Source organism: Flavobacterium flavipigmentatum, from assembly GCF_020911905.1.
Taxonomy (GTDB): Bacteria; Bacteroidota; Bacteroidia; order Flavobacteriales; family Flavobacteriaceae; genus Flavobacterium; species Flavobacterium flavipigmentatum.
Window position 1 is genome coordinate 1246659 of record NZ_CP087133.1, and the last position, 18242, is coordinate 1264900.

An 18242-nucleotide genomic window follows, 5' to 3' on the forward strand; every position below is an offset into this window, starting at 1 on the left:
TATTTTAATTTGATAGTGCAAGATAATACATAAGGTTTTAAATGTTTGTTAATTAATAAACATTTAGATTTCTACTTTTACGAAGAAGCTGTAACTTTACTTTTCTCAAACGCAATCCCTTTCAGTTGGTAGCGTAAAACCATTAAAAGTTACATAATATGGCTTCATTATTATTTTCTCCACTTTCGATAAAAAAAATTACTTTAAAAAACAGAATCGCTATTTCGCCCATGTGTCAATATTCTGCCCTTGACGGATTTGCCAACAATTGGCACTTAGTTCATTTAGGAAGTCGTGCCAGCGGAGGCGCTGGTTTAATTATTCAGGAAGCTACGGCCGTTTCTCCCGAAGCTAGAATTTCTCCTGCCGATCTTGGAATCTGGAAAGATGGACACATTGAGAAACTAAGAACCATCAACGAGTTTATTGTTTCTCAAAATGCTATTCCCGGAATTCAGTTGGCACATGCTGGCCGAAAAGCAAGTGTTTCGGTTCCTTGGGAAGGCAATAAAAAGTTAGATTTCGCTCAAGGCGGATGGCAAACCGTTGCTCCAAGTGCAATTCCGTATCATGATGACGAACCTTTTCTTCCTGAGGCATTGGATAAAAGCGGAATCCAAAAAGTGATTGCCGATTTTAAAGCAGCTACAAAAAGAGCTGTTTTAGCGGGTTATCAGGTCATGGAAATTCATGGCGCACACGGTTATTTGTTGCACCAATTTTTATCTCCTTTTACGAATAAAAGAACTGATGAATATGGAGGAAGTTTCGAAAACCGAATTCGTTTTACTTTAGAAATTCTAGCAGCTGTGCAAACCGAATGGCCTTCAGATTTGCCTTTAATGGTTCGCATTTCTGCTACCGATTGGGCAGAAGGAGGCTGGAATCCGGAAGAATCAGTACAACTTTCGAAGATTTTAAAAGAAAAAGGTGTTGATTTAATAGATGTTTCATCAGGAGGATTGGTTTCGCATCAGCAAATTGATTTAGGTCCCAACTATCAGGTTCCGTTTGCTGAGAAAGTAAAAAAAGAAGCTAATATTTTAACGGGCGCAGTTGGTTTAATTACAGAAGCAAAACAAGCCGAAGCTATTTTAGAAAATGGTCAGGCCGATCTGGTTTTGTTTGCCAGAGAGTCGTTAAGAAATCCGAATTTGCCTTTGGATTTTGCCAAAGAATTAAACGATGATATTCAGTGGCCAAAACAATATGAACGAGCTAAGAATTAAATAGCCACAGATTGCACAGATTAAAATGATTTTTTGTTTACCACGAATTAAAAAGTTTTTAAACGTACTGATTTGTGTAAATTAGTGAAATTCGTGGCAAAAAAATCTTTTTTAATCAAAATAATCTGTAGCAAAAAACTAAAACAAAAAATGCAAAAAATAAAAACAGCACTGTTATCTTACGGAATGTCGGGCAAGGTTTTTCATGCTCCTTTTTTGGCAATTCACCCGGGTTTTGATCTTTTAGGTTCTTGGGAAAGAAGTAAAAAACTCATTCAGGCCGATTATCCAAATGTAAAAAGTTATCCTTCCATAGAAGATTTATTGGCCGATGATGTCGATTTAGTCATTGTAAACACGCCTGTTGATACCCATTTTGAGTATGCTAAAAAAGTGCTTCTGGCCGGAAAACATGCTGTTGTAGAGAAAGCCTTTACTACAACTGTAGCCCAGGCAGAAGAATTGGATTCGATTGCCAAAGAAAAAGGATTGAAACTGGTTGTTTTTCAGAACAGACGATGGGATAGTGATTTCAAAACTATTCAAAAAATTGTAAAAGACGGTGTTTTAGGAGATTTAGTCGAAGCTGAGTTTCATTTCGACAGATACAACCCATTATTAAGTCCGAAAGTGCACAAAGAAACCGTAAATGATGGTGCTGGAATCTTAAAAGATTTAGGTCCGCATTTGATCGATCAAGCCCTTTGTCTTTTTGGTTCTCCAAAAGCTATTTTTGCCGACATTCGTATTACGAGAGAGCATTCTTTGGTAGACGACTGGATCGATCTTTCTTTAATTTACGACGATTTTAGAGTGCGATTGAAAGCTGGTTTTTTTGTTCGCGAAGCCCATCCTGCCTATACCATTCACGGTAAAAAAGGTTCGTTTTTAAAGCCTCGTGGCGATGTGCAGGAAGACGATTTGAAATTGAGTAAAATTCCAAATTTGGATACTTGGGGAACAGAATCAGAAAGTTTGCAGGGATTCTTGCATACCGAAATTGACGGAAAAATAGTCAAAGAAAAAACACCAACACTTCAGGGTAATTATTATGACTTTTTTGATGGGGTGTATCATGCGATAATAAATAATACAGTTGAGCCAGTCACGGCACAAGACGGTGTAAAAGTAATGCAGATTATTGAGGCCGCCATTGCAAGCCATGCACAGCAGAAAGTCATCAATTTATAAACAATAACGTTATATATTACTGCAAAATACAGGGTTTGATCGTGTCACATAATGCTTTTTAGTATTTTTGATGTGTCAAACCTAAAATTTATTCCTGTGATCGACTTCAATCCATTATCATTATTCCAGACCAAAGGAAAAATTAAAAAAGTTTATAGAGAAGCTAAGGCATCGTATTTAAAGCGAATTCGTATTGCCGTAGGAATGTTTTATTTTGGTATGGGATTAAGTTTTGCGACTTGGGCAAGCAGAATTCCAGATATCAAAACGGCTTTACACTTAACCGAAGGCGATCTGGGCTCTATACTTTTTGCTCTGCCGGTAGGACAACTGATCATTATGCCTTTTTCAGGAAAAATGGTCACTAAATTTGGGAGCCATCGCGTGCTGATTGTTTCTTTGATCATGTATGTGTTAAGCCTTGTGAGTATTGGTTTGGCCACAACGGTTTTGCAGCTTTCGACAACACTTTTTATTTTTGGAGTATTTGGAAATTTATCCAATATTGCGGTCAATACACAAGGCGTTTATACCGAAGTTCTTTTTAGAAAAAACATTATGTCGTCTTTTCATGGCATGTGGAGTTTTGCAGGATTTACAGGAGCTTTGGTAGGTTTAGGAATGCTCGCTTTGCATTTGTCTCCTTACAATCATTTCTTAATTGTTGCAGGAATAGTAGTGTTGATGGTGGTTTTTAATTTTAATTTTTTGGTTAAAGCCAAAGAAAAAATCAAAGCCAAACCACAAGGAAAGAAATTATTTGCCAAACCCGACAGTACACTAATCTGGCTCGGTGTAATCGGTTTTTGTAGTATGGCCAGTGAAGGCGTGATGTTTGACTGGAGTGGTGTTTATTTTAAAGACATCGTAAAAGCACCAGGTCCTTTGGTGATTTTAGGGTACACTTCTTTTATGATTATGATGGCCAGCGGGCGCTTTGTAGGCGATAGGTTTATCAATAAATTTGGTCGTGAGCGCATCATGCAAATCAGTGCTGTGATGATTTCGGTGGGACTTTTTACCGCTGTTTTACTACCTTACCTTATTCCTTGTACACTTGCTTTTATGTTGGTGGGGCTGGGTGTCGCCACGATTGTTCCTACGGTGTATAGTCTTGCAGGAAAAAACCCAACGGTGCCGCCGGGAGAAGCCTTAACAATTGTATCCAGCATAAGTTTCCTCGGTTTTTTAATGGGACCTCCAGTAATTGGTCATATTGCAGAGACTTTCGGACTTCAATTTTCATTTGCCTTCATTGGTATTTTTGGTGTTCTTATCGCCTTTATGGTCAACAAAGTAAAGACTGTATAATAAATATTACACCTAAACACAAGCTTCTTGTTTTTTATATTTAAAAATTAATTAACAAGAAAAAAATTATTTTTTTATTAAATTTTATTATATTTGAAAAAATAAAAGGTCTTATTCTTTTTCCAAAAAAACAATTTTTCTCCTTTGAAGGAATATAGTAGTGTTTACTAATCGACTGCTCTATTCACAAATTATTTTTCAAAGTAAATTGGTTGTATTCATGAAAAAAGAATATTGGATCGTACTTATTTTATTTCCTTTCGGAGTTGCTTTTGGGCAACAAGAAACCGTTTTTTATGGAGTGGTTATGGATGCAAAAACGCAAACTCCGTTGGAGCATGTTGTCGTTAGCATTCAAAATTCTACCATCACACAACTTACCAAAAAGGATGGGAAATTCGAATTGCATTCGGCTGTTTCTGGATTTCAATTGCTTCTAATTCGCAGTCAGGATTATAAAGATTTGCTTCTAAAAATAAATGCTAAACCAGGAGAAATAGTCAATCTCGGAATTTTACAGTTAGAAAGTGACTTTTCTGAGAATGTCTCCGCAACTTTAATTACATTACTGGAAACTGACTTATCAGAGGACAGCAGTTCTTCGTCTATTACTTCGGGACTTCTTCAATCTTCAAAAGATGCTTTTTTGCAGGCTTCGGCTTTCAATTGGGGTCAAGCCCGATTTAGAGTGCGTGGTTTGGATAGCGAAAATGCGACAATGATGCTTAACGGCATGACGATGAACAAAATTTACGATGGACGGCCACAGTGGAGCAATTGGGGAGGACTGAATGATGTACTGAGAAATCAGGAGTTCTCTGTAGGTGCTGCTGCTTCAGATAATACTTTTGGGGGCGTTTTAGGAACACAGGAAATCAGTACAAGAGCATCGATTTATAGAAAAGGCAGCAGAATTTCTTTCTCCAGCAGTTCTACAAATTATAATTGGAGAACCATCGGAACGTATGCCTCGGGGATGAATGCTTCTGGTTGGGCTTTTGCGGTGTCAGCGGGAAAACGTTGGGCAAACGAAGGTTATTTTGAAGGTACCAATTTTAAAGCAACTTCTTTTTTTGTTAGTATCGAAAAGAAATTAAATGACCATCACGCTTTTAATTTCACTGGATTTTATACACCAAATTCCCGAGGGAAGAACTCGCCTAATACCGATGAGGTCACCCGGCTGACGTCTGAAAAATACAGTTCGTACTGGGGTTTTCAGAATGGAAAAAAGCGCAATTCGAGGATAAAAAATGTCGAAGAACCTTTGTTGATGCTCAATCATTATTTTAAAATAAACGAAAAGACAAACCTCAATTCGGGTGTGATGTATCAGTTCGGGAAAGTAGGAAACAGCAATATCGATTATCAAAAGGCGGATAGTCCAGACCCAACATATTACCGAAAGTTACCGAGTTATTATACTTCGATGTATGCGCCGGATAAGGGAGAATATTCGGGAGATCCTATACCTGATGAAGAAAATGCTAATAAAAGTAAGGTGCTTTTTTTAGAAAATTCACAACTCAATTGGGAGAAAATGTATCGTTCAAATCAAAAGGCAACGACCAATTCTGATGGAGTAATTACAGGCTACGAACCCACACAAAGTCGTTATGTTTTGTATGAAGACAGAACCGATGATAAAACTTTTGCATTCAACAGTACTCTAAATTCTCAACTGACGGAAAACATTTCTTTTAATGGCGGTGGCACTTTCAAAAAACTAAAATCACATAATTTTCAATATCTTTTAGATTTACTCGGGGGGAATTATTTTGAGGATATTGATGCTTTTTATAAAGGAAATCAAGCGCAATCGGATCTGCAAAACCCAAATCGTGAAGTAAAAGTGGGTGATGCTTATGGCTATAACTATCATTTTTTGGCCACTACTGTTGATGCTTTTACACAGTTTAAATTCTCATATAACAAAGTTAATTTTTTTGTGGCTCAATCTTTTTCGACTACAGAATACCAGCGAGAGGGACTGTTTCAAAACGGAATTTATTCAAATAATTCTCTTGGAAAAAGTAAAAAACTTCACTTTGAAAATTTTGGTTTTAAAGGAGGATTGATGTACAAAATTTCAGGTAAACAATGGTTGTTTTGTAATGGTATGCATTTGACCAGAGCGCCTTCGCTGAGAAATTCGTTTGCAAATGCCCGATTAAATAATAAAGTGGTTGAGGGTTTAGAAAGCGAAAACATAAGTAGTGCCGAAATTAATTATGTTTTTCGTTCGCCAAAAGTCAAAATGCGTTTTACAGGTTATTATGCATTGATAAAAAACACTACAGAAACTTCTTTTTTTTATGCTGAAGGAATTTTTGATAACGGAGCGGGCTACACGAATACTGATGCTTTTGTGGGTCAGACTTTAACACATCTCAATAAGAAAACTTGGGGTGGCGAATGTAGTTTTGAATATCAAATTTCACCGACACTCAAAAGCACTTTGGCGGTTGCTTATGGCAAATATACCTATGATAGTAACCCAAATGTATCTGTCACAAATGATGCGAACGCTGCGGATGGTAGTACTGTAACGACTTTTGACTTTGGCGAGGCCTATCTCAAAAATTACAAGCAACCTGGCGTGCCTGAGCAAGCGTATTCTATTGGAATAGAATATCGCGATCCAAAATTTTGGTGGATCGGAGCGAATGTTAATTATATTTCTAACACTTATATAGCTGTTTCGCCGATCTCGAGAACGTCTCGGTTTTATACAAATCCTGCAAGTGGTACTGCTTTTCCAGAAGCTACAGAAGCTCGAGCTGCTGCATTATTAAAACAAGAAAAATTTGATCCTATTGCATTGCTCAATATTATTGGAGGAAAATCCTGGAGGGTATACGGCAAAGCAATCGGACTTTTTGTAAGTATCAATAATGTTTTGAATGTTTTGTATAAAACGGGAGGTTTTGAGCAGGCTCGAAACGCTAATTTTAGAGCGCTTAATCAAGACTTCTCGAGTGGCACCCCTTCATTTGGACCCAAATATTTTTACGGATATGGCAGGACTTACTTCATTAACATTGCCATCAATTTATAAATTTTATTAAAAGTTTTAAATATGAAAAATCGATTTTTAAACTCAATTTTTGTTTTGTTATTACTCCTTTTTTATGGTTGTAATGAGGAAGTTGCTCTTCCGAAATTAGACTGTACACAGGCTAATTTGGCAATAAACCAAACGGTAGAAAAAGTTAGAGAAACTACCACTGCAACTGCGACCAAATATTTGTATGATGATATTATAGAAGCGTATGTAATATCTAGTGATGAGGGCGGAAATTTTTTTAAAACGATCTCTTTACAAACATTCCCCACAGCAACCAGTCCAGCAGTTGGTTTTAGTGTTTCGGTGGATGCCACCAATACTTATATCGATTATCGGGTAGGGAACAAAGTATACATTCGATTAAAAAATCAATTTACAGATTTGTTTTACGGAGGAGTAAGAATGGGAAGTCTGTACGAAAACGGCACTGGAACTGCTTCAGTAGGTAGAATTTCGCAAAATGACTATAAAAATGTACTAAATGCGTCCTGTACTACCGTTGATGAAGAGCTATTGGTACAACAAATGACCATAGAAGAAGCGCTAGATGAAAGTAAAATAAACACGCTGATTGAGTTAATAGACGTGCAGTTTACAGATGCTGCCGTAGGACGTCATTATTTTGAAGAAGCCAACAATATCGGTGGCGCAACCAATTGGAGTTTACGTGATAAAACCGGGAATCAAATTATTTTTAGAACCAGTAGATTTGCCAGTTTTGCCAATAGTTTTGTTCCAGAAGGCAGCGGAAAAGTTAGAGGGATATTAACCAAATATGGTGCAGATTATCAATTGATGGTGCGATCTGAGCGCGATGTTGTACTACAGGGAAGCAGAGCAATTCCAATCTTTTCAGAAGATTTTCAAACAGCGGTAAACAATTCTAATTTGAATTTAGCGGGTTGGTTCAATAGTGTTCAAAAAGGAAAATTATTGTGGAAAGGTGTCGTGGCTTCAGGGAATGGATATGCACAATATGCAATTTCGGGTACAAAAGTAGCGGTAAATGAGGGTTGGTTGATTACGCCACCTATTAATATGGATGATTATAAAAAGGAGGTCTTGACTTTTAGGAGCGCACAAGATCATCTGGATGTAGACTCACCCTTAAACGCGTTGGAAGTTTTAGTCTCATCTGATTTTGATGGATTGAACATACCATCTGCAACATGGACTTCGCTGAAAGCAAAATTTCCAAATCAGTCAACAGCATGGAATGAGTTTGTGGGTAGTGGTGCCATAGATTTGTCAGAATATGTGGGGGTGATAAGAATTGCTTTTCGATACAGGGGCTCAGGAACAAATTTGGCTTTAGACGGAGCTTTTCAATTGGATGATATTAAGATTTATGGAGAGAAGTAGGATTTTGGATGTAAGAAAATTAATTTTAGAGTAATTTTTAAGCTTTAAAGTGTTAAAAATTCATGAAATTTTGTATTTTGGTCAACCCAAATAAAAATAAAATACAAAATGAAGACCTACTTACTTACCATCGCTATGATGGTCTTGTCTTGCACAGTAATGCAAAGTCAAGATGCTCCTGTTAGACTCAAGCAGATTAACATTGTAAAAACCAATTACCAAAATTTTAAAGATGGTGAAATTGTAAATAAAACAGTTTCATTTAAGGACGGGAAAATAGATCTTATTACTACTTCGGATGTTTTTCAGCACTTTTTTTACAACAAAAAAGGATTACTCGATATGACTGTTAAGGAAAAAACAGGAAGCGATTGGAAAGAAGTTGTCAATTATGCGTATGACGCTGATAATAACCTTGTAAAGTTTACTAAAAAATATCAGGAAGGGAATGATTATGTTACCAAAGTGGTAACTTTTACCTATGAAGGAGCACGAATAAAAGCGATTACTAAAAAAAGCACCAACCATCAGAATTTGGTTGATGATATCGAATATATTGTAGAAAATGGTATCATAGTGCGACGTACTTCTCGCGATAGAAATAAACAAATTATTGGTAAAATAGAATTTGTGTATACCAATGATAATGTGGTAAAACATAGAGGTTTGGTGGGAGATAAAATATCTAAAAGCTATACCTTTGATGATAAAAAATCGGTTGAATCTTTGATCGTGCAAAACTTATTTGGAGAAAATTACAAATTGATTGTACCCTTGATTTCGTATCACGAAGATGAATTTAGTTTTGAAGCTATTTCGTATAATAACGAAGTAAATTTTAGTCCTACATCTGCGGTATTGGTTGCGGTGTCCAGAAAATACAAATACAATAAATTAGACTATCCAATATCTTGCTCCCAGATTGAAGAAAACGGAATTGTTAAAACAGAAAAAACGTTTATTTACGAATAACTTTTTTTAACATATAGTTTAAAACCATCTGGAAGCAATCTCTGGATGGTTTTATTTTTTTAAATTAATAGTAATTCGTAATTTAAAAAAAGAATTCTATAAGAATTAATACCTTCCAAATGATTAAATTTGCAACTTATTCAAAGCTATGTTAGAAAAAGAAGTTATAAATTTTGAGCGAACTGCCATTGTAGGCATTGTCACTCAAAATCAGAGTGAGGAAAAACTTAACGAGTATCTTGACGAATTAGAGTTTTTGACCTTTACCGCAGGTGGTGAGGTGATTAAACGTTTTTGGCAAAAAATGGAACGACCGAATCCTAAAACTTTTATGGGTACGGGAAAAATAGAAGAAATCAATCTTTATGTGAAAGAGAATGCTATTTCGACCTTGATTTTTGATGATGAATTATCGCCATCACAACAAAAAAATATCTCTAAAATTATAGATTGTAAAATCTTGGATAGAACCAATTTGATTCTGGATATTTTTGCACAAAGAGCCGAAAGTTCGTATGCAAGAACACAGGTAGAATTGGCACAATGTATCTATTTATTGCCAAGGCTTTCTGGTTTATGGACACACCTTGAGCGTCAAAAAGGGGGTATTGGTATGCGTGGTCCTGGTGAAACAGAGATTGAAACCGATAGACGTATCGTACGTGACAGAATTTCGTTATTGAAAGAAAAAATCAAGACGATTGATAAACAAATGGGCGTTCAGCGAAGTAATCGTGGTGCAATGGTGCGCGTTGCTTTGGTGGGATATACCAATGTTGGAAAATCGACTTTGATGAATGCCGTTGGTAAAAGTGATGTTTTTGTTGAAAATAAATTATTTGCAACCTTAGACACGACTGTGCGCAAAGTGGTCATTAAAAACCTACCATTTTTGCTTTCTGATACTGTTGGATTTATCAGAAAGTTGCCTACTCAATTGGTGGATTCTTTCAAAAGTACCCTTGATGAGGTTCGCGAAGCCGATTTATTACTGCATATTGTAGATATTTCGCATCCGGATTTTGAAGATCATATTGCATCAGTAAATCAGACGTTGCAAGATATTAAAGCGCATGAAAAACCAGTTATCATGGTTTTTAATAAAATAGATGCTTACAAACATTTGACAATTGATGAAGATGATTTAATGACCGAAAAAACACCAAGACATTACACACTTGAGGAGTGGAAAACGACTTGGATGCATCGTTTGGGAGAAAATAATGCATTGTTTATATCCGCTGTGAACAAAGAAAATTTTGAAGAATTTAGAGAAAGAGTCTATGAGGCTGTTCGTCAGATTCATATTACCCGATTTCCGTATAATAAATTTTTGTATCCGGATTACAAAGATGCCATTGAAAAAGAAGAGGAATAAAAAAAACGGCTTTTGAGAATATTCAAAAGCCGTTTTTCTTTTTTGTATACTTCGATTAGAATCCAAAGTTAACTCCCAAACCAAAAACTTCACGAGTTTGAAATCCTTTAAAAGCATTGTCGTCATAAATTGCCTGAAACGATAGATTAGCCGACAAAAATTTGTTTACTTTCATTATAATATTCAAGGAATAATTAAGGTCAACATTTTGTGGATCTTCCAAGTAATTAGAATATAAATTCAAGGTGTTTTCGGCAGTTACGTTGGTCATTATGGCAAGTTTGTAGTATAGAGAAGCATAGAAACCTAGCTCGTATCGCATCGTTTTGTTTGCATCTACCCCAAAATAATCGCCATCAACATAAGGTAAACCGGTTCTTTGGTCGATGCCAGAGGTATAAAGGCCGTCTACAAAGGTAAATTTTGAAGTCAAAGGGGCAAAGTTTATTTTCAAATTATCATCTTTTGTCCAATAAATACCCGGACCAGTAGTAAGGTATCCAGGTGACATAAATTTGGTATTTTCGGTTCTGATTTCCTTTCCATTGGCATCCTGACCGTAAAGATATCCGGTAGAAAATTGGGTTCTAAAATTCAGGAAAAACGAGTAATACCACTGGCCAAAAGCTTTTTTTCCGAGAATAGAATTGAATTCTAAACGGTCATCTGTTTTCTTTTCAAAGTCTGCATTTTTGGTTTGTAAAAGACCGTACGAAGCCAGAATTTTGTTGTCCCAGGTTAGATCGTCTTTTTTATAATTAAAATCGTAATTGATACCCAAGGTTCCAGAAAAACTGTCTTCTCCTCCCGCAATCCAATTGTTGAAACTGGATTGATTGAGTAGGAGCGATACAATTCCTTTTGTTTTCCAGCCTTCACCTTCAATAGTATCGTTGATTTTTTGTACAGCTTTTTCAGTATTTTGAATTAATTCTTTTTCAGTATTTTGAGCGTGTGCCCAAGTGAAATTTGCCAAAATGAACAGTAATAGTGCTGTCTTTCTCATGGTTTTTTTATTTTAAAATGTATGAACAAAGATACTAAAAACCATTAAGATGATAAAAATTAGTCAATTATAATTGTAAATTATTTCTTATTTTCTTTATAAAGAGGTACAGCAGAGCATGCTTCTCCATACATAATGCTTTTGGCAAAAGGTTGTAAATTGGTGGTCGCAATTATGTAAGCGCGCATCGGAACAGGTTTTTTTGAGCAGCCTTTTACGATAACGGGCTTGTTTTTGTACGCAGCATAGTCAACCTTGCTTAAGATTTCCTCATATAAACTGGCTTCTAAATCTTCTACAGTTCCGTTGATGACTTTTGTGGCAAAAGGTGCCAGTTGTACCGCCACCAGAATGGATGCCCAAGCCGGAACAATCGCATCTGTGCTGCAGTTGATAGCTACAAATTGATCTTGATATTGTGACCAATTATGATTTTTGAGGTGTTCTCTAAAGTCTTTTTCTTTTAATAATAAACCTTCTAAAAGCCATTGCGATATGTCAATTTGTACACGTGCTCCTTTCGGATAATAATCTTCCAAATCAAAAACTTCTAAAACACTATTGGCAACTTTATTGATGATTTCTTCCATAAAAAAGTTTAGTTTTAGGTTTAAAGTTTCAAGTTAAGCAACCTGAAACTTTAAACATGAAACAAATATTTAAAGCATTCCCAGTTCTAGTTTTGCTTCTTCGCTCATTAAGTCTTTGCTCCAAGGTGGGTCAAAAGTAATTTCTACATCTACCTCTTTTATGTGTTCGATAGTTTTTACTTTTTCTTCAACTTCTCGTGGCAAACTTTCTGCTACTGGGCAATTTGGAGACGTCAGCGTCATCAAGATTTTTACTTCGTAATCTGTATTTACCATTACATCATAAATCAATCCTAGTTCGTAAATATCTACAGGAATCTCGGGATCGTAAATGCTTTTTAAAACTTTTACAATCGATTCTCCTAATTGGTTCGTGTCTATTTCTTGTTCCATTTTTTTAATTTTTATTTTTTGAATCAAATGCTAAAGCATACATTTTGATATTTTTTATCATCGAAACCAATCCGTTGGCGCGTGTCGCCGATAAATGTTCTTTAAGGCCAATAGCATCAATAAAATCAGTGTCTGCAGATAATATATCTGATGCTTTCTGGTTGGAGAAAGTACGAATCAAGATGGCAATAATTCCTTTTGTTAAAATAGCATCGCTATCGGCAGTAAAAAGTATTTTATCATCATTTTGCTCGCCTTGCAGCCAAACTTTCGATTGGCAGCCTTTGATCAAATTCTCGTCTGTTTTGTATTCTTCTTGAATCAAAGGAAGACTTTTTCCTAACTCGATGATGTACTCATAACGTTGCATCCAATCATCAAACATAGAGAATTCGTCTATTATTTCGTTTTGTATTTCTTTTATTGTCATCATTATTCTTCAGTAAAATCAACTAACAAATTTACAAGTTTTTCTATTTCTTTTGGAGGAAAGCCATTGTCGAAACCTTGTGTTTCGTATGTTTTTTGATTTTGAATTATTTTTAAATTTCCAATGGCAGCACCATCGTAAAAACGCTTCTCTGTGGGAGCTTTTAGAGTTGAAATGGTATCTAAATTCACTTTTTCAAATGCTGCCACAATTTGGTTCCATTTTGCTAAATCCATTTTACTTTCAACAGCATCTTTGCCTCTTTCATTTTCTACCCAAACAGTTTGGTTTTGAACCGTGATTTTTTTGTAGAAACCTCTTGACATGGCCGAGTATTCTATAGAGGTAGTGGCCATGTCTGGTTTTTTCTGACTAGAACATCCAGTTCCAATTACGATGGTCAAGAGTAACAAAGATACTATTCTCATAAAAATATTTTTTAGCTTAACATTGTCTGGGCTTTCTTAACGGCTTCTACCATCGAGTCAATTTCTTCTTTGGTGTTGTAAAAAGAAAAAGAAGCACGAATGGTTCCAGGAATGCAAAAGAAATTCATAATCGGTTGAGCACAATGATGTCCTGTTCGAACCGCAATTCCTAATTTATCAATAATTGAACCGATGTCGTAAGGATGAATACCATCGATATTAAACGAAATTACCGAAGCTTTATTTTTTCCTGTTCCGTAGATTTTCAATCCTTCAATCTCCAATAAACGCTTCGTAGCGTATTGTAACAATTCTTCCTCATGCGCATGAATAGCTTCAAAACCAATTTCATTCATGTAATCAATAGCGGTTCCAAGAACAATTCCGCCAGCAATATTAGGAGTTCCTGCTTCAAATTTATGAGGCAAATCAGCGTAAGTTGTTTTTTCGAAAGTAACTTCCTTAATCATTTCGCCACCACCTTGGTAGGGAGGCAATTTGTTTAACCATGCTTCTTTTCCGTATAAAATTCCGGTTCCAGTTGGGCCGCACATTTTGTGTCCTGAAAAAGCATAAAAATCACAATCTAAATCCTGAACATCCGGTTTTAAATGGGGAACAGCTTGTGCACCATCAATGAGGACAGCAGCACCAACCGCATGTGCTTTATCGATCATATATTTTATAGGATTGATAGTTCCTAAAGCATTCGAAATATGATTTACTGTGACTACTTTTGTGTTTTCTGACAACAAAGCATCATAGGCTTCCATGATCAATTCGCCTTCTTCGTTCATCGGAATCACTTTTAGGGTTGCACCGGTTTTTTCGCATAACATTTGCCAAGGCACAATATTACTGTGATGTTCCAATGCAGACACTAAAATTTCATCACCGGGTTTTAAAATCGAAGCAAATCCGTTTGTCACCAAATTGATCCCGTGGGTTGTTCCAGAAGTAAAAAGTACTTCGTGAGCAAACTTGGCATTGATATGTTGCTGCACTTTGCCACGAGAAAGCTCGTAAGCATCAGTCGCTAATTGACTTAAAGTGTGTACGCCACGGTGAATATTGGCGTTTATTTCTTGGTAATATTTGGCGTCAGCGTCAATTACAATTTGTGGTTTTTGTGAAGTTGCGCCGTTGTCGAAATATACCAAAGGTTTTCCGTTTACTTTTTGTGAAAGTATCGGAAAATCAGCTCTTATTTTTTGAATATCTAGCATAATTTATTTAGAAAAATTCTAAGTACAAAAGTACTAAAACTAAATTGTTTTATGCTTCTATTCTATCATTTCCTTTTATAGCGCTATTAATAGAAAAATTAAAAAGATAATAAAATGGCTTTTTACTCAATTTCTGAATGTTATCAGTTAAAAATCTAAATTCTATCTTAATATCTTGATCATAAATTAATTATATTGCAAAAAAAATACCTTTAGCGTTTATGAAAAAAATTCTCAAATTAGTCGCGATTGTTTTAGTACTTGTTTTTATTTATTTTGGATTCACAACTTATCCAAAACTTGATTTGATTTCTGGCTTTTCTGCCAAAAGTATTGCTTCGGGTCATTTCATGGATAACCGTTCGAAGGAATTAATCGAAAAAACCGATAATGATATTCCGTTGTTAAATTTAGCGACTAATGCCATCAATGATGCAGGAAAATTTGCAACTTCGGATGTCTATGGTCTGAAAGAAAGAAAGGCAATTTACCGTGAAGGTTTAGGAGCAACGTTGATAAATGACAATTTTGATGTCAATAAACCTTATTTATTGCCAAAAAGAACTCAGTTGGTTACTAATTTACCTTTCCCTTACGGGAATATAGATCCAAAAGACACTGTTTTTTCAAATATAGATTATTCAAAATTGAAGAAAGCAGTCGAAAGTGCTTTTGACCAAGCGGGAAAACAAGCCAAAAGAACGCGTGCGGTCGTAGTTTTGTATAAAGATAAATTGATAGCCGAGAAATATGATAAAAACTTTAGTAAAGACAGTAAAATTTTAGGTTGGTCGATGACGAAAAGTATCACTAGTGCTGCTTTTGGAGTACTTGCCAAACAAGGAAAAATTGATATTTATAAACCTGCTCCCATTGTAGAATGGAAAAATGATGAGCGTAAAAAGATCACGATAAACGATTTGCTTCACATGAATTCTGGTTTAGAATGGGAAGAAAATTACAGTACGATTTGCGATGCTACAAAAATGCTTTTTGAGGCTGAAGATATGGGGAAAGTACAAATGGAAAAGCCAGCTCAGTTTGCACCAAACTCTCATTGGAATTACTCTTCTGGAACTACTAATTTGTTGTCTAGGATTTTAAAAAATCAATTCAAAACACAACAAGAATACCTTGATTTTTGGTACAGCGCCGTAATCGACAAAATCGGAATGAACTCAATGATTGTGGAGCAAGATATGTCGGGAACTTTTGTGGGTTCGTCTTACGGATGGGCAACGCCAAGAGATTGGTCAAAATTTGGATTGCTGTACTTGCATAAAGGAAACTGGAACGGCGAACAAATTCTAGATGAAAGCTGGGTAAAATATACAGCAACCCCAACCAATACCTCTAATGGGCAATATGGAGCTCAATTTTGGTTAAATGCTGGTGGTAAATTTCCAGATGTACCTAGAGATATGTTTTATTGCAGCGGTTTTCAAGGACAGATGGTGGCAATTATTCCGTCTTTAGATATGGTGATTGTGAGAATGGGATTGAAGGAAGAAGATCAGGGATTTGATTTTAATGAGTTTTTGAAGGGGATAATTTCATCAGTTAAAAAATAATTTATAGTAAATTTCATTCTTTTTGATATCTTAGTTGAAAATTCATACATGAAGCTATTTGAAAATATATATTTTGTAGGTGGAATTCATGGGGTTGGAAAAGGAACTGTTTGTAAAGAAATAGCTTCTAAAACGCGATTAATTCATATAACCGCCAGTCAAGTTTTGAAATGGAATGAAATCAGTTTTTCAGAGAATAAATTAGTCAAAGATCTTTCTTCGACTCAAGAAAGATTAATTGTTGGATTAGAAAATTTAATTGAAAAAAATAAAGAATATTTGCTTGACGGTCATTTTTGTTTATTAAATTCATCTGCAGTTCCATGTAGAATTGATGAAGATGTTTTTGATCAAATTAATCCAAGAGCAATAGCAATAGTAATTGATGATGTTAAAATAATTGTCAAAAGATTAGAATCGAGAGATGATAAAATTTATAAAATTAGTATTTTGAATGAATTACAACAAATGGAAATAGAATATGCAAAATATCTTTCAAAAAAGTATTGTGTTCCATACATTGAAATTATAAATAATAATTATGAACGGTTTTTAGATATTCTAAACAGATGAAAGTTTTATTAGACACAAACATTATTATTCATAGAGAAGCGAATAAAATTTATAAACCTGAAATTGGAGAACTTTTCAAATGGATCGACAATCTCAAATATTCGAAATACATCCATCCCTTAACGATTGAAGAATTACAAAGATATAAGGATCCGAATGCTCTTGATACAATGAGTATTAAAATTGAGAGTTACAATTTACTTAAGCATCAAGCTCCATTAGGCGAAAAGATTCTTAAAGTTAGTAAAAATATTGATAAACAAGATAATGATATAAATGACACTCAAATTTTAAATGAAGTTTATGAAGGTAGAGTAGATATTTTAATTTCCGAGGATAAAAAAATACACACTAAAGCGAATTTACTTGGTATAGCGGATAAAGTTTATAAAATTGAAAATTTTCTAGAAAAAGTAACCTCTGAAAATCCTGAACTAGTTAATTACAAAGTTTTAGCTGTTAAAAAAGTTGATTTTGCCGAGGTTAATATTAATGACGAGTTTTTTGATAGTTTCAGACTTGATTATGAAGAATTCAATTCTTGGTTTAATAGTAAATCAGAAGATCCATGTTATGTTTGTTATAGTGATGGACACTTAACTGCCTTTCTTTTTGTAAAGATTGAAAATGAAACAGAAAATTATTCTAACATAAATCCTATTTTTGAGCCAAAAAGAAGATTAAAGATCGGAACTTTGAAAGTCACAGGGAATGGATATAAAATAGGAGAAAGATTTTTAAAAACCATTTTTGATAATGCAATTCAGTTTAAAGTTAAAGAGATTTATGTTACTCTTTTCAATAAAAGACCTGAGCAAGAGCAATTAATTGATATGTTAGAAGAATGGGGTTTTGTTTATTATGGATTAAAAACAACAAAAAACGGAGAAGAAAAAGTTTATGTAAGAGCTTTTGATAGAGAAACACCAATAAATTTAGAAAATCCAAAATTAACGTTTCCATTTTTATCAAGAAAGACTGATAAATATATAATTAAGATTGAGCCACAATATCATACAGAGCTTTTTCCTGACAGCATAAATACTAGAGAAGACGTTAAGAAATATATAGAAAATGAACCTCATAGAAATAGAATTAGTAAAGTATATATTTCTCATTCTTTTAATCGGTATTTAAAACCGGGCGATTTACTAATTATCTATCGAATGGGTGAGACTATTCCAAAAAAATATTCTAGCACCATTACCACAATTTGTATTGTTGAAAATATCCAAAATAATTTTAATTCTTTTGAGAGTTTTTTTGAAGCTTGTAATAGAAGGACAATGATTTCAAAAGAAGAATTGGAAACACAATGGTGGAATAAATTTCCTAAAAACAGACCATTTGTTATTAACTTTTTATATGCTCATTCTTTGCCAACACCAAAACCAACTTTAGATGACTTGAATAAATTAGGTATTATCCCAGATATATTGAATATGCCTAGAGGATTTATTAAAATAACAAATGAGCAATTTAATGATTTGATTAAATTTGCATATAAACACTAAC

Annotated in this window: 16 protein-coding genes; 10 read left to right on the forward strand and 6 right to left on the reverse strand. The window is 34.7% G+C overall.

The features are described 5' to 3' along the window. The first annotated feature begins 158 nt into the window (after positions 1–158). The 7 genes from LNP22_RS05820 to hflX all read left to right on the forward strand — a co-directional run bounded on the left by LNP22_RS05820 (position 159) and on the right by hflX (position 10510). Positions 159–1229, forward strand: coding sequence for an NADH:flavin oxidoreductase/NADH oxidase (locus tag LNP22_RS05820; RefSeq protein WP_229975736.1), 1071 nt, complete (start codon positions 159–161; stop codon positions 1227–1229). Between the two features lie 150 nt (positions 1230–1379). Next, positions 1380–2420, forward strand: a complete 1041-nt coding sequence (locus LNP22_RS05825) for a Gfo/Idh/MocA family protein (RefSeq protein ID WP_229975737.1) — start codon at positions 1380–1382, stop codon at positions 2418–2420. A 96-nt stretch (positions 2421–2516) separates the two neighbouring features. Then, positions 2517–3731 carry an MFS transporter gene (locus LNP22_RS05830; protein WP_229975738.1) on the forward strand — a complete coding sequence of 405 codons (1215 nt, stop codon included), beginning with the start codon at positions 2517–2519 and terminating at the stop codon, positions 3729–3731. Positions 3732–3951: 220 nt separating this feature from the next. Continuing rightward, positions 3952–6789 (forward strand): TonB-dependent receptor, encoded by a 2838-nt coding sequence (locus tag LNP22_RS05835; protein WP_229975739.1) that lies wholly within the window; start codon positions 3952–3954, stop codon positions 6787–6789. Between the two features lie 21 nt (positions 6790–6810). After that, entirely contained in the window at positions 6811–8160 is a 1350-nt protein-coding gene (locus LNP22_RS05840; protein WP_229975740.1) for a DUF5689 domain-containing protein, read from the forward strand. A 108-nt stretch (positions 8161–8268) separates the two neighbouring features. Further along, positions 8269–9132: a hypothetical protein gene (locus LNP22_RS05845; protein WP_229975741.1), complete on the forward strand. Its 864-nt coding sequence runs from the start codon at positions 8269–8271 to the stop codon at positions 9130–9132. Between the two features lie 148 nt (positions 9133–9280). Further along, positions 9281–10510, forward strand: coding sequence for a GTPase HflX (hflX, locus tag LNP22_RS05850; RefSeq protein ID WP_229975742.1), 1230 nt, complete (start codon positions 9281–9283; stop codon positions 10508–10510). 55 nt (positions 10511–10565) lie between these two features. On the opposite strand, the gene LNP22_RS05855 is transcribed toward hflX, so the two are convergent. The 6 genes from LNP22_RS05855 to LNP22_RS05880 all read right to left on the reverse strand — a co-directional run bounded on the left by LNP22_RS05855 (position 10566) and on the right by LNP22_RS05880 (position 14583). Next, positions 10566–11516 (reverse strand): DUF3078 domain-containing protein, encoded by a 951-nt coding sequence (locus LNP22_RS05855; RefSeq protein ID WP_229975743.1) that lies wholly within the window; start codon positions 11514–11516, stop codon positions 10566–10568. An 80-nt stretch (positions 11517–11596) separates the two neighbouring features. Beyond that, positions 11597–12106: a DUF2480 family protein gene (locus LNP22_RS05860; RefSeq protein ID WP_229975744.1), complete on the reverse strand. Its 510-nt coding sequence runs from the start codon at positions 12104–12106 to the stop codon at positions 11597–11599. Positions 12107–12175: 69 nt separating this feature from the next. After that, the gene (locus LNP22_RS05865) at positions 12176–12499 is read right to left on the reverse strand and encodes an SUF system Fe-S cluster assembly protein (RefSeq protein ID WP_229975745.1); all 324 of its coding nucleotides are present in this window, start codon (positions 12497–12499) and stop codon (positions 12176–12178) included. A 4-nt stretch (positions 12500–12503) separates the two neighbouring features. Continuing rightward, positions 12504–12929, reverse strand: a complete 426-nt coding sequence (locus LNP22_RS05870) for a SufE family protein (protein WP_229976359.1) — start codon at positions 12927–12929, stop codon at positions 12504–12506. Positions 12930–12931: 2 nt separating this feature from the next. Further along, the gene (locus LNP22_RS05875) at positions 12932–13357 is read right to left on the reverse strand and encodes a hypothetical protein (RefSeq protein ID WP_229975746.1); all 426 of its coding nucleotides are present in this window, start codon (positions 13355–13357) and stop codon (positions 12932–12934) included. 11 nt (positions 13358–13368) lie between these two features. Further along, positions 13369–14583 carry an aminotransferase class V-fold PLP-dependent enzyme gene (locus LNP22_RS05880; protein ID WP_229975747.1) on the reverse strand — a complete coding sequence of 405 codons (1215 nt, stop codon included), beginning with the start codon at positions 14581–14583 and terminating at the stop codon, positions 13369–13371. Between the two features lie 221 nt (positions 14584–14804). Between LNP22_RS05880 and LNP22_RS05885 the strand changes: the two genes are divergently transcribed. From LNP22_RS05885 to LNP22_RS05895, 3 genes are read left to right on the forward strand one after another with little or no spacing between them, the layout of a single operon-like run. After that, a complete protein-coding gene (locus LNP22_RS05885; protein ID WP_229975748.1) occupies positions 14805–16154 on the forward strand; it encodes a serine hydrolase domain-containing protein in 1350 nt (449 codons plus the stop codon). A gap of 48 nt (positions 16155–16202) precedes the next feature. Further along, the gene (locus tag LNP22_RS05890) at positions 16203–16727 is read left to right on the forward strand and encodes an ATP-binding protein (protein ID WP_229975749.1); all 525 of its coding nucleotides are present in this window, start codon (positions 16203–16205) and stop codon (positions 16725–16727) included. After that, entirely contained in the window at positions 16724–18241 is a 1518-nt protein-coding gene (locus tag LNP22_RS05895) for a PIN domain-containing protein (RefSeq protein WP_229975750.1), read from the forward strand. The genes LNP22_RS05890 and LNP22_RS05895 overlap by 4 nt, the downstream gene beginning before the upstream one ends. The last annotated feature ends 1 nt before the right edge of the window (position 18242 follow it).